The organism is Streptomyces sp. NPDC045968 (assembly GCF_056430475.1).
In genome coordinates this window covers 235,447-248,344 of sequence record NZ_JBWKLF010000009.1, presented here as the reverse complement: position 1 = coordinate 248,344, position 12,898 = coordinate 235,447, and the positions used below count along the sequence as shown (strand labels likewise).

Genomic DNA, 12,898 nt, shown 5'->3' with positions numbered 1-12,898 from the left:
AGGCACTCACCATGTCCGACCTGCACAAGGAAGTCTCCGACCTGGAGCGCAAGTCCGCGACCGCGGCCCGGCTCTTCGACATCCGGAGGATCATCGGCGGCCTCTTCGTGGTCTACGGCGTGATCGTCACCATCGCCGGGATCAGCCCGTCCGAGGCGGATCTGAAGAAGGCCGAGGGCGTCCACATCAATCTCTGGACCGGCCTCGCCATGCTGGCGCTCGGGCTGTTCTTCCTGATCTGGATGAAGCTGCGCCCGGCCGTCGCCCCGGCCGACGTACCGGAGCCCGCCGACCACTGACGCTCCCGCCCGCCGCAGGGGCCGGACGCCACCCGCTCAGCCGGGGAGGTCCGGCCCCTGCCGCGTGTCCAGGAGCGCCCGGTCCAGCAGCCCGGTGCGGGCGGCCAGCGCCGCCGCCTCCAGACGGGAACCGACGCCCAGCTTCATCAGCACCCGCTGCACATGCGTACGCGCGGTACTGGACGCGATGCCCATACCGGCCGCGATCAGCCGGGTGTCCTCGCCCTCCGCGACCCGCACCAGCACCTCGACCTCGCGCGGGGTGAGCAACCGCAGCAGCCGCTGCCCCTCGTCGTCCGGCTGGACCGCCGGGTTGAGCAGCTCCGTGAACGCCGCCCTGAGCAGCTGCGGCGCGACCGCCGCCTCACCGGCCCTGGCCTTGATGATCGCCCGCTCGACGCCCTCGATCCGCTCGTCGTGACGCACGTAGCCGGCGGCCCCGGCCGCGAACGCCGCCGCGATCCCGCGCGGGCTCGGCACGGGGCCGAGCACCACGACCGCCACCTGGGGGCGCTCCCGCCCGATCCGGACGATCGGGTCGAACGTCCCCGGTTCCGCGGGAGCCGCCGTGCCGAACAGACAGACCTCCGGCGCCCTGCTGACGACCAGTTCGGCCGCACCTGACGTCGGCGCGGCCGCGGCGAGCACCCGGTGCCCGCGCAGTTTCAGCGCCGAGGCAAGTGCCTCGGCGAGCAGTCGGTGATCGTCGACCACCATGAGCCGCACGCTCATCGAGCAACCCCCATGTACCCCTGTATGCCCCTGCGAGCCCGGCCCCCCGGCCGTGACCCGGCAAGCTACACGCTTGTTCGACCTCGCGCGCCCCTTAGGCCTCAGAAGCGTCCGAGAATGCCGAATTATGGTTCGTTGAAGGTCAGTTGACCGTCGGAAAACGATCGGCCCTGCCGGTCGGTTGATCGACCGGCAGGGCCGTGTGCGTGACGTGCGGGGGCCGCAGGGTCAGCTGGTGCGGAAGGAGACGACGAGGTACTCCTTGTCGTCCAGCGAGCTCTCGCGCGGCTCACTGATCATCGTCTCGGACAGGAACAGCTGTCCCTTCGCGTAGATGACCTCGGCGTAGTCACTGGAGAAACTGCTCTCCGCGTCACGGACCGCCTCGTCGGCCGGGTTCTCCATCAGCAGCGTCTCCTTGAAGGTTCCGCCGTCGATGGAGACGATCTGGCCGCCCTTGTCGTACGGGGGCTGCTTGTACGCGATGACGTTGGTGCCGTCCATGCGCAGCGGCGTGAGCGTGTACCGGTCGCCGGCGTCCGCCTTGCCGCCCACGAGCTTGCCCGTGGTCAGGTCGAAGGCGACGATCTCGTTGGTGTCGCCGTACTCGCCACCGCCCTCGTGCTCCTCGGTCGGCACGTACAGCCGGTTGTTGCCGACGGCGAGGTGCTGGCAGGTCTCGACCTCGGTGGAACCGCAGCGGGCCGCGTACTTGTCCGCGTCGGCCGAGATCCGGACGAGCAGCTTGCCGGTGGCCGCGTCGATCGAGAAGAAGTCCGAGATGCCGCTGCCGTCACCGGCGGTGTCGCCGACGTCGGCGGCGACGACGAGGGGCTTGGTGGAGACGATGCTCGCGTACTCGACACCGGGCGGCATCTTGTACGAGGAGATCGGTGCGCCCGTCGTCGGGTTCAGCGACTGGACGGTCAGCTGCGGGTCGTCGTACGAACCGCACTTGCGGACCGTGGCCAGGGCCTCGCCACCGCCGTAGCCCATGTCGTAGCAGCCGTCCGCGTCGGCCGTCGGCTTCCACAGCTCGGCGCCGGTGGTGAGGTTGAACGCGGCGCCGCCGCTGGTACCGCCCGCGGCGACCGTGCTGCCGCTGACCGTGACCTCGTCGTACCTGACGGGCTCGTCGCCGCCGGTGGCCGCGGTGACCGACTTGCTCCAGAGCAGCTTGCCGGTGGCCAGGTCGAGCGCGCCGACCTGGTTGCACGGCTGGTACTTCTTGGCCTTGGTCGGCTTGCCCGCCTCGAAGACGACGGCCGTCTTGAAGTCCTTGCTCATGTGCTTGGAGGCGGAGCAGACCTGGCCGGGCAACGGGATCGACCAGAGCTTGGTGCCCTTGGCGGGGTCGTAGCCGACGATCTCGTAGACGCCGGTCTTCACGTACACCTTGTCGGTGAGCCAGGAGCCCGCGACCGTCGTGGTGTCGGTGACCTTGGGCTGCGGCAGCTGGAAGCCGACCGTCGACTTGTTGTTCGCCGGTGCCTTCTCGTCGCCGCCTGCGAGGCCGCTGCCCTCGCCGCCCTTGCTCTCGCCGCCGGTCGTGCCGGCCGAGGAGGCCTCGGTGTTCTTGCCGGCCGTCTCGTCACCGCTGGTGGCGGAGTAGACGACTCCGGCGCCGATGATCAGCACCACGGCGGCCGCCGCCGCGACGATGATCTGCATCTGGGTGGAGAACTTCTTGCCGTTCCCGGCCGGCTGCCCCGGGTACTGCGGCTGCATGGGCGCGGTCGGATAGCCGTACCCCTGCTGCGGGGGCATGCCCTGCTGGCCGGGCGGCGGGGTCTGCGGGAAGCCGTAGCCGGGCTGTGCCGGGGGCGCCCCCGGCGGCGGGGTCTGCGGGTAGCCGTAGCCGGGGTTCTGCGGCGGCATCCCCGGCGGGGGCGCCTGCGGGGTGCCGTAACCGCCCGGCGCGGGGGCCGGCGGGGTCTGCGGTGCGGGCGGCGGCTGCTTGCTGAAGCCGTCGGACGGCGGCGGGGTCTGCGCACCGAACCCGCCGGGCGGGGGGCTCTGCGGGGCGCCGAATCCACCCTGGGGCGGCTCGTTGGGCGGCAGGGGCGGCTGGGTCATGGGGTGCTTACCTCTGAAGGAAGGGGACTGTGGGGTCGAGTGCCGTCGTGAACCGTCACTTGCCGAAGACCATCATGGTCTTCTGCTCCTTCTCCTCCTTGTCGCTGCTCGCGCTGATGCGCCCGCTCAGGATGAAGGAACGGCCGCCCGCGTAGGCGATCTTCGACGAGTAGAAGGTGCTCTCGATTCCGGCCGTCGACTCGGGGTGCTGGAGCACCACGGTGGGGGCGCCGCCGGTCGGAGCGAGCGTGGCGATGGCCCCGCCCTTGTTGTACGAGGGCTCCAGGTAGAGCAGCACGTTGCCGCCCTCCATCCGCAGCGGCGTCATGACGCGCTCGGCGGGGGCCGCGGCCTTCCACTTGGGCTTGCCGGTGTTCAGGTTGAAGGCGACGACCTTGTTGGTGCGGCTGGTGCCGCTGGTGTCGTCGTCGGTCGCCATGTAGAAGGTGTTGGCGTCGGCGGCGACCCCGGTGCAGCCTTCGAGCTTGTCACCGAAGATCGAGAAGCCGCTGCCGCAGTTGGGGGAGAACTTGTCCTCGTCGTCGCCGTCCAGCTGGGAACGGAGCGTGCCGTTCTCCTTGATGGCGAGGATGGACCACTGCTTCTTCTTCTCCTGGCTCAGCGAGACGACCAGCGGGCTCACCGAGTAGACCTTGTCGATCTCCCAGCCGCGCGCGGGCTTGTACGTCCACTTGGCCTTGCCGGTGGCCGGGTCGATCTCCTGGATCTGGTGCTGCGGGTTCTCGATGTCATCGGTGCGGCAGCTGGCGGCGGCGATCAGCTTGGGGCCGCCCGCGAACGCGAACGGCTGGCAGTTGCCCGCCGGCTTGCCGAACAGTTCCTTGCCGTCGCTGACCCGGTAGCCGTTGGAGTTGCTGGTGCGTCCGACGGTGACGGTGTCCCCGCTGATCGCCAGGCCGATGTCGGACATCAAGTCCCAGGTGCTGTTCTGCTTGACCGCCTTCTTCCAGCCGGGCTTGCCGGTGTTGAGGTCGATCATCTGGAGGACCGAACAGTCGGCGCTGTCCTTGGTGCTGTCCTTCACGCCGATGACGAGTTTGCCGTCGGCGGTGGGCTGCGGGGGCGCCGCGCAAAGATCGGCGGGCAGCGGCAGGGTCCACTTCTGCTTGCCGTCGGCCGCCGAGTAGCCGGAGACCGCGCGGTACATGCCCTTGACGACCGTGTCACCGACGATCCACGGCCCGTACACGTCCGCACCGTTGCGCGGCAGGTCGACACCGTTCGTCTGGAGCCAGAGGACCTTCGCCTCGCCCGGCTTGCGGCCGGCGTTCAGGTCGTCGTCGACCTCGCGGCCGTCGCCGTTGCCGTCGCCCTCGTCGACGGTGGGGGACGTGCTCGGCTCGGCGTCGGTGGACTTCTCGGCCACGGGCTTCTTGTCGTCGTCACCGCCGCTCGTGGCGAACACGACGCCGCCACCGATGACGAGCAGCGCGGCGACCGCCGCACCGATGATCACCGCGGGCCGGCCCTTGAACGGGTTGCCGCCACCGGGGCCCGCCGGGCCGCCGGGGACGGGCGCACCGGGGTACTGCTGCTGCGGATAGCCGTAACCGGGCTGCGTCTGCTGGCCGTACGGCCCCGGCTGCTGCCCGTAGGGTCCGGGCTGCTGGGTGTACGGTCCCGCCTGCTGCCCGTACGGGCCGGGCTGCGGTGCGTACGGACCCGGGGCCTGGCCGGGTGCCTGCGGATAGCCGTAACCGGGCGGGCCCGGCGGCTGCTGCGGGGCGGCGCCCGGCATCTGCGGCGGCTGCGCGGGCGGCGGGGTCTGCGGGGGCTGCCCGTGGGGCGGCGGCGGCTGAGGAGTCCCCTGCGGCGGCTCCTGCGGAGCCCCGAAGCCTCCCTGCGGCGGTTGCTGGCTGGGCGGCTGGGTCATCAGCACGTCCCCCTTCGTGCGGTGCGGTCCGGTGCCCACTTCGGTCTCCCCCGCGTTTCCGCTGGGCTGATACCCCTCGGAAAGGAGCGAATCGGGCATGGATTCCGCGGTGTTACGACAGTCGAGCGGGGCTTCTTTTTACCACCCGCACCGGCTCGAACACGGGGTCGGTCCACCCCCTGTTCCCAAGGGAGAACCGCCCCGTGATGCCCTCGTTACGCCTTGGCCGGACCTGAGAGCCTGTCAGTCGCCGAAGACGATCATCGTCCTCAGCGCCACCTCTTCCTCATCGGTGACCCCGGTGACGTACGCGTGCATGAGCAGGGAGCGCCCGCCGGCGTAGACGACCCGGGGATCGAAGAAGCCGCGTTCCACGGCGGCCGCCGACGAGGGGTGGCGCAGAACCGGCTGCGACGCGCCGCCCGTCGGCGCGAGCGCCACGATCCCGCCCCCCTCGGTCTTGGTGTCACCCTCCCCCGCGGAGAGGTAGTTCAGGACCTTGCCGCCCTCCACCCGCATGGGCATCAGGGTCTGTCCGGGCGGCGCCGCGACCTTCCAGGTGGACTTGCCGGTGTCCAGGTCGAAGGCGACGACCGCGTTGGTCATGCCGTCGCCGACGAACTCGGGCTTCGTCGCCAGGTAGACGGTGCCGGCATCGGCCGCGACACCCAGGCAGTTGTCGATGTTCCTGCCCCGGGTGAGGAGATCGCTGCCGCACCGCGTCGCGTAGTCGTCCGTTCCGCCGACCAGTTGGGAGCGGTACGTGCCGTCGGCGTTGAGGATGACGATGGCCCACCCGTCGTCCTTCTTGAGGGAGACGATCAGCGGGCTGACGGAGTAGAACTGGTCGACCTTCCAGCCCTTCTTGACCTTGTACGTCCACGCGGCCTTGCCGGTCACCGGGTCGATCCGCTGCACCAGGTGCTCGGCGTGGTCGTCGGCCTCGGTCTGACAGCTGGCGGCGGCGATCGGGACCGGTCCGCTCGCGAAGCCGAACGGCTGGCAGTTGGTGGGCAGTTTGCCCCACAGCTCCTTGCCGTCGCTGATCCGGAAGGCGTCCGTCCGGCTGGTGCGTCCCACGGTCACGGTGGCGCCGTTGATCGCCATCGAGACATCGGAGAGCTCGTCCCACGCGCCCGAACGCACATAGGACCGGTGCCAGCCGGCCTTCCCCGTGGTGAGGTCGATCATCTGGAGGTCGTCGCAGAAGGCGTCGCTCGCGGTGCTGTCCTCGATACCGAGCACGAGCTTGCCGTCGGTGGATGCCCGCGTGGGCGCCGCGCAGACCTCACCCGTGAGGCGCAGACTCCACTTCTGCCTGCCGTCGACGAGCGAATAGCCGGACACCGTGCGGTACATGGCCTTCACCACGGTGTCGCCGACGATCCACGGGCCGTGGGCGTCGAAGCCGTTACGGGGCAGGTCGACGCCGTTGCGCTGAATCCAGTGGACCTTCGCCTCGCCGGGCTTGCGGGCGGCGTTGAGCTTCCGGGCGAGCGCGGCGTCGGTGACGCCGACCTCGTCCTTGCCCTTGCCCTTGCCCTTGCTGTCGCCCCCGGTGGGCGGCGCGGACGTGCTCTTCCCGGCGACCGGCTTCTTCCCGTCGTCGCCGCCGCTCGCGGCGAACCAGACGCCGCCGCCCGCGAGAAGGGCCACCACGAGGACCCCGGCGACGACGAGCGCGGTCTTCCCCTTGAAACGCCCGCCGCGGCCGGGCCCGTGGGGCGGCTGGGGCTGGGGCCGAGTCCCGGGCTGCGGACAGCTGTAGGCGGGCTGCCCGTAACCCGGTTGTCCGTAGGCGGGCTGCCCGTAACCCGGCTGTCCGTACCCCGGCTGTGCCTGCCGCCCGTACGGCTCCTGAGGCCGCCCGTACACGCCGGGCTCCGGCTCATAAGGGGCTCCGAAGGCCCCCTGGGGCGGCTGCTGGCCGGGCGGCTGACTCATACCGTGCGTTCCCCCTGGGTGCGTTCCGGGCAAGGTTTCTTTCTATCACCCGCCCCGAACGCACCATCCGTCACAGCCGACGGTCAGGAGTCCTCGGCCAGTTCCAGCCAGCGCATCTCCAGCACATCGCGCTCCGCGACCAGTTCACGCAGCTCGGCGTCGAGCTTCGCGACCTTCTCGAAGTCCGTGGAGTTGTCGGCGATCTGCGCGTGCAGGGTGGTTTCCCTGGTCGACATCTTCTCCAGCTGTCGCTCGACCTTCTGGAGCTCCTTCTTCGCAGCACGCGCGGCCTGCGGGGAAACGGCCTCGGCCGGCGCCGCCTTCACCGCGGTCGCCCCGGAGTGGGAGGCCGGGGTGGCGGTCTCCTCCATGCGCAGCCTGCGCTCCAGGTACTCGTCGATCCCGCGCGGCAGCATCCGCAGCGCGCGGTCACCGAGCAGCGCCATCACCTTGTCGGTGGTCCGCTCGATGAAGAACCGGTCGTGGGAGATCACGATCATCGACCCGGGCCAGCTGTCGAGGAGGTCCTCCAGCTGCGTCAGGGTCTCGATGTCCAGGTCGTTGGTGGGCTCGTCGAGGAACAGGACGTTGGGCTCGTCCATCAGCAGGCGCAGGATCTGGAGCCTGCGCCGCTCGCCACCGGACAGGTCACCGACGGGCGTCCACTGCTTCTCCTTGGTGAAGCCGAACTGCTCGCAGAGCTGCCCCGCGGTCATCTCCCGGCCCTTGCCGAGGTCGACGCGGTCACGGACCTGCTGCACCGCTTCCAGCACCCGCAGGTTCGGGTTGAGCTCCGAGACCTCCTGCGAGAGGTAGGCCAGCTTGACCGTCTTGCCGACGACGACCTTGCCCGCGGCGGGCTGGACGTCGCCCTGCGTACGGCACGCCTCGGCGAGCGCCCGCAGCAGCGAGGTCTTGCCCGCGCCGTTAACCCCGACCAGGCCGATCCGGTCGCCAGGACCGAGCTGCCAGGTGAGGTGCGTGAGCAGCGTCTTGGGTCCGGCCTGGACCGTCACGTCCTCCAGGTCGAAGACGGTCTTGCCGAGCCGGGCGTTGGCGAACTTCATCAGCTCGCTGGTGTCGCGGGGCGGCGGCACATCGGCGATCAGTTCGTTGGCCGCCTCGATGCGGTAGCGCGGCTTGGACGTACGGGCGGGAGCACCGCGCCGCAGCCAGGCGAGCTCCTTGCGCATCAGGTTCTGCCGCTTGGACTCCTCGGTGGCGGCGATCCGCTCCCGCTCGGCCCGCGCGAACACGTAGTCGCTGTAGCCGCCCTCGTACTCGTGGACCGAACCGCGCTGGACGTCCCACATGCGCGTGCAGACCTGGTCGAGGAACCACCGGTCGTGCGTGACGCAGACCAGCGCCGAGCGCCGGGTCCGCAGGTGGCCGGCCAGCCAGGAGATGCCCTCGACGTCGAGGTGGTTGGTGGGCTCGTCGAGCACGATCAGGTCGGGCTCGCCGATGAGCAGCTTGGCGAGCGCGATGCGGCGGCGCTCGCCACCGGAGAGGGGGGCGATGACGGTGTCCAGGCCGTGCTCGAAGCCCGGCAGGGCGAGGCCGCCGAAGAGTCCCGTGAGCACGTCACGGATCTTCGCGCTGCCCGCCCACTCGTGGTCGGCCAGATCGCCGATGACCTCGTGGCGGATGGTCGCCTTCGGGTCGAGTGAGTCGTGCTGGGTGAGGACACCGAGGCGCAGCCCGCCGTTGTGGGTGACGCGGCCGGTGTCCGCGTCCTCCAGCTTGGCGAGCATCCGGATGAGAGTCGTCTTGCCGTCGCCATTACGGCCGACCACACCGATCCGGTCGCCCTCGGACACCCCGAGAGATACTCCGTCGAGCAGGGCACGGGTGCCGTACACCTTGCTGACCTGCTCGACATTGACCAGATTGACGGCCATTTCACTCCTGCCTGGGGGGTCCCTGCGTCGGGGACCGCTCGAAGTCCCAGGGTAGTCGCCGCCGGAGGTGCGATAGCGTGCGGCGACCGATCATGGGGAGGAACCCCAGGTCGGAGCGGTGGGGAACAGCTCAGGGGTGGGGACTTCATGAAGCGGTATGCGGTACGGGCTCTGGTTCCGGCGGTCCTGGCGGCGGTGACGCTGACCGGCTGCTCGTCATCGGACGGCGGTACGGACTCCGGTACGGACTCCGGGAAGGCCGCCCGGAAGACGACGGACACCCCCGAAAGCCCCGGCACCGCCGCCGGGAAGCCCGTCACCCGGGCCGGCACGCTCGGCGGCGCCGGTTCGGCCTGCCCGATGCCGGTCACCTTCGACGTCGCGACGTCCTGGAAGCCGCAGGCCGTCGAGGTGGAGCCCGGTTCGGAGCTGGCCGCGCTGGGTGAGCAGGGCCCGGTCAGGATGATCTGCGAGATCGACGCGAAGCCTGCGGGGAACGTCGGCTACCTCCGGGTGTGGGCGGGCGAACCGTCCGGCAGCGGGCCGCGCGCGGTGCTGGAGGCGTTCCTCGCTGCCGACCAGAACGCCGGGAAGGCCGCGTACACCGAGGTGAGGGCCGGATCCCTGGCCGCCACCGAGGTGACGTACACCGTGAGCAGCGAGCTGCTGGACGAGCCGAAGACCGAGCGCGCGTTCGCGGTCACCACCCCGGACGGGCCGGTCGTGGTGCACCTGGGCGGGCTCGACTCCGCCGAGCACCAGCAGATGCTGCCCGCGTACGAGCTGGCGAAGCGGAGCCTGAAGCGCGGCTGACACGCTCGGCCTCAGGGCCTCAGGCGCGCAGGATCGTCGCCCCCGGCGCCGCGGACACCGCCACGCGCGCGGTTCGGCACGTCCCGGACGTGGTCAGCGCGTGTGCCACCTTCTGCGCCGACTCCTCGTCCGCCACCAGGAACGCGGTAGTGGGCCCGGAGCCCGAGACCAGGGCGGCCAGTGCGCCCGCCGCGGTGCCCGCGGCGAGGGTGTCGGCCAGCGAGGGGCGCAGGGAGAGAGCGGCGGCCTGGAGGTCGTTGCTCAGGGCGTCCGCGAGGGCGGTGGTGTCCCCGGCGCGCAGTGCGGCCAGGAGCGGGGCGGACGCGGTGGGTTCCGGGACGTCCGTGCCGGCGGTGAGCCGGTCGAATTCGCCGTAGACCGCCGGGGTGGACAGCCCGCCGTCGGCGACCGCGAAGACCCAGTGGAAGGTGCCCCCGACCTCGATCGGGGTCAGCCGCTCCCCCCGTCCGACGCCGAGCGCCGCCCCGCCGACCAGGCTGAACGGAACGTCACTGCCCAGCTCGGCGCAGAGCGCGAGGAGTTCCTCGCGGGTGGAGCCGGTGGACCAGAGGGCGTCACAGGCAAGCAGGGCGGCGGCGCCGTCGGCGCTGCCGCCCGCCATACCGCCCGCGACGGGAATGTCCTTGGCGATGTGGAGGTGCACGTCGGGCGTGAGGCCGTGCCGCGCGGCCAGCGCGATCGCGGCGCGGGCGGCGAGGTTCGTGGCGTCCAGCGGGACCTGCGCGGCGTCCGGACCCGAGCAGGTGACCGTCAGCCCGTCGGCGGGGGTGACGGTCACCTCGTCGTACAGGCCGACGGCGAGGAAGACGTTGGCCAGGTCGTGGAAGCCGTCGGGGCGCGGGGCGCCGACCGAGAGCTGCGCGTTGACCTTGGCGGGGACGCGGACGGTGACGCTGGGGGTCATGCGGACGGCTCCGGCTCGCTCTGCGGCTTGTTCTCGGCGATCGCGGCGAACTCCTCGACCGTCAGCGCCTCACCGCGGGCCTGCGGCGAGACGCCGGCCGCGACGAGAGCGGCCTCGGCGGCGGGCGCGGAACCCGCCCAGCCGGACAGGGCCGCGCGCAGCGTCTTGCGGCGCTGGGCGAACGCGGCGTCGACGACCGCGAAGACCTCGGTACGGCTCGCGCTGGTCCTGATCGGCTCCGTGCGACGCACCAGGGAGACCAGTCCCGAGTCGACGTTCGGCGCGGGCCAGAACACCGTGCGGCCGATGGACCCGGCGCGCTTGACGTCGGCGTACCAGTTGGCCTTGACCGAGGGCACGCCGTAGACCTTGTTGCCCGGCTTGGCGGCCAGCCGGTCGGCGACCTCGGCCTGCACCATCACCAGCGTCCGCTCGATGCTCGGGAAGCGCTCCAGCATGGTGAGGAGGACGGGCACGGCCACGTTGTACGGGAGATTGGCCACCAGCGCGGTGGGCGGCGGGCCGGGCAGTTCCCGGACCAGCATCGCGTCGGAGTGGACGAGGGCGAACCGGTCGGCGCGCTCCGGCATCCGGGCGGCGACCGTGGCGGGCAGGGCGCCCGCGAGCACGTCGTCGATCTCGACGGCGACGACCCGGTCCGCGGCCTCCAGCAGCGCCAGGGTCAGCGAACCCAGTCCCGGCCCCACCTCGACCACGACGTCGTCGGGGCGCACCTCGGCGGTGCGCACGATCCGGCGGACGGTGTTGGCGTCGATGACGAAGTTCTGACCGCGCTGCTTGGTCGGGCGTACGCCCAGTTTCGCGGCCAGGTCGCGGATGTCTGCGGGGCCCAGGAGGGCGTCGGGCTCTGTGCTGCTCACCCGCTAAGCCTACGGCCGCAGTGCGGCCACGGACTCGCCCCCCGTTGCACGTAGAGCTTCTTCGCCCGGTACGTCTGCTCGGACGCGGGGGCGTCCTGGGGTCTTCCGGTGCCGCCGAGGGACTGCCACGTCTGGGTGTCGAACTGGTACAGCCCGCCGTACGTACCGCTGGCGTCGACGGCGTCGGGGCGGCCGCCGGACTCGCAGGCGGCCAGCGCGTTCCAGTTCAGTCCGTCGGCGCCCGCCACCGAGTCCGGCAGTCGCCTGGTGCCGACGCGCACGATCCGGCTGACCGGTTCACGCAGGATTTCCTCACCGGTCCTACGCGGTTTCTGCCGTGCGCCGTTGACGGTGCGCAGGGCGTACGTGATGCGGCGCGCGCCGTTGCGCCCGTTGCGTTCGACGACTTCCGTACCGGCGGAGAGGGTGGGGTCCTCGGTTCGCTCGACGGCGTACGGAATGGTCTCCTCGCGCACTTCGCGGGAGTCGGTGATCCGCATCACGGAGATCGTCTGGCCGTCGCGCGGGAAGCTGTCGAGGGCCACCGAGGTGGTGTCCTGGCCGTGCAGGGTGAGGCCGGCCTCGGCGACGGCCTCGCGGACGGTGGCGGCGTTGGTGCGCAGGGTGCGCTCGCGGCCGTCGGCCATGAAGGTCACGGTGCGTTCGGTGCGGATGTCGAGGGCGAGACCGGTGCGGCCGATCCGTGAGGAGCGGGAGGCGGAGAGGTACGCCCCTTCGGCGCGCACCCCGAACTGGCGCAGGGCCTCCTCCACGGTCTCGGCGGTGGTCCACACCTGGTGGCGGGCGCCGTCGAGGGTGAGCGTGACGGGGCGGCCGTACCGGACGACGACCTCGTCGCCGCTGTCCAGTTCGGTGCCCGGGGCCGGGGCGACGAGGTCGTGGGCGCCGACGGCGACGCCCTCGTCCTTGAGGAGTTCGCCGACGTCGCCGGCGAAGGTGTGCAGGGTGCGCGGTTTCCCGTCGACGCTGAGCCGGACGGCCTTGTCGTGGACGACGAACGCCGACGTGCCCCCGGCCAGGAAGGCGACCACCAGGGCCTGCGGGACGAGCCGCCGCAGGCCCTTGGGGCCCGCGGTGCTCTTGCGGCGCCTGGTGCCGCGGCCGGTCGGCCGGGTGCCGCGCCCGGTGGTGCCCTCCGCCGTGACCGTCTGGCGGGGCACCAGGGGGGTGTCGATCGCCGTCGGGTCGTGGACGGCGTAGCCGGCCCACGACAGGTCCACGAGCGTCGGCTCTTCATGGAGGGAGGCTTCACGGAGAGGAGCTTCACCGAAGGGAACCTCGCCGAAGGCGGGGAGGGGGGCGGGGGACGCGACGGCGACGGGTGCGGCCGGCGCGCGCCGACGGCCGCGCGCTGCACGGTGACTGCCCTGCGAATTGCTCACGACGCTCCAGAAGATAGGTCCCTGCGACCC

The 12,898-nt window shown here is 71.4% G+C and carries 10 protein-coding genes; 2 read left to right on the top strand and 8 right to left on the bottom strand.

The window, feature by feature from the left end; genetic code table 11:
• Nucleotides 1-11 precede the first annotated feature (11 nt).
• Nucleotides 12-299, top strand: a complete 288-nt coding sequence (locus AC07FA_RS25920; protein ID WP_479078610.1) for a hypothetical protein — start codon at nt 12-14, stop codon at nt 297-299.
• Between the two features lie 36 nt (nt 300-335).
• Here AC07FA_RS25920 and AC07FA_RS25915 read toward each other — a convergent pair whose 3' ends face one another.
• The 5 genes from AC07FA_RS25915 to AC07FA_RS25895 form a co-directional block, all read right to left on the bottom strand.
• Nucleotides 336-1,031 (bottom strand): helix-turn-helix transcriptional regulator, encoded by a 696-nt coding sequence (locus tag AC07FA_RS25915; protein ID WP_479078608.1) that lies wholly within the window; start codon nt 1,029-1,031, stop codon nt 336-338.
• A gap of 228 nt (nt 1,032-1,259) precedes the next feature.
• The gene (locus AC07FA_RS25910; RefSeq protein ID WP_479078607.1) at nt 1,260-3,107 is read right to left on the bottom strand and encodes an outer membrane protein assembly factor BamB family protein; all 1,848 of its coding nucleotides are present in this window, start codon (nt 3,105-3,107) and stop codon (nt 1,260-1,262) included.
• A 55-nt stretch (nt 3,108-3,162) separates the two neighbouring features.
• On the bottom strand, nt 3,163-5,001 hold the full coding sequence (locus tag AC07FA_RS25905; protein ID WP_479078802.1) for an outer membrane protein assembly factor BamB family protein: 1,839 nt from the start codon (nt 4,999-5,001) through the stop codon (nt 3,163-3,165).
• A 243-nt stretch (nt 5,002-5,244) separates the two neighbouring features.
• Nucleotides 5,245-6,945, bottom strand: a complete 1,701-nt coding sequence (locus AC07FA_RS25900; protein ID WP_479078606.1) for an outer membrane protein assembly factor BamB family protein — start codon at nt 6,943-6,945, stop codon at nt 5,245-5,247.
• Between the two features lie 83 nt (nt 6,946-7,028).
• Nucleotides 7,029-8,846: an ABC-F family ATP-binding cassette domain-containing protein gene (locus AC07FA_RS25895; RefSeq protein WP_479078604.1), complete on the bottom strand. Its 1,818-nt coding sequence runs from the start codon at nt 8,844-8,846 to the stop codon at nt 7,029-7,031.
• A gap of 147 nt (nt 8,847-8,993) precedes the next feature.
• On the opposite strand from AC07FA_RS25895, the gene AC07FA_RS25890 reads away from it, so the two are divergent.
• Nucleotides 8,994-9,659 carry a lipoprotein gene (locus AC07FA_RS25890; protein ID WP_479078603.1) on the top strand — a complete coding sequence of 222 codons (666 nt, stop codon included), beginning with the start codon at nt 8,994-8,996 and terminating at the stop codon, nt 9,657-9,659.
• A 19-nt stretch (nt 9,660-9,678) separates the two neighbouring features.
• On the opposite strand, the gene AC07FA_RS25885 is transcribed toward AC07FA_RS25890, so the two are convergent.
• The 3 genes from AC07FA_RS25885 to AC07FA_RS25875 are packed head-to-tail and all read right to left on the bottom strand — an operon-like array spanning nt 9,679 to nt 12,706.
• Entirely contained in the window at nt 9,679-10,584 is a 906-nt protein-coding gene (locus AC07FA_RS25885) for a 4-(cytidine 5'-diphospho)-2-C-methyl-D-erythritol kinase (RefSeq protein WP_479078601.1), read from the bottom strand.
• Nucleotides 10,581-11,465, bottom strand: a complete 885-nt coding sequence (rsmA, locus tag AC07FA_RS25880) for a 16S rRNA (adenine(1518)-N(6)/adenine(1519)-N(6))-dimethyltransferase RsmA (RefSeq protein WP_328910627.1) — start codon at nt 11,463-11,465, stop codon at nt 10,581-10,583. The genes AC07FA_RS25885 and rsmA overlap by 4 nt, the downstream gene beginning before the upstream one ends.
• Nucleotides 11,462-12,706 carry a ubiquitin-like domain-containing protein gene (locus AC07FA_RS25875; protein WP_479078599.1) on the bottom strand — a complete coding sequence of 415 codons (1,245 nt, stop codon included), beginning with the start codon at nt 12,704-12,706 and terminating at the stop codon, nt 11,462-11,464. Before AC07FA_RS25875 ends, rsmA begins: the two co-directional genes overlap by 4 nt.
• Nucleotides 12,707-12,898: the final 192 nt, after the last annotated feature.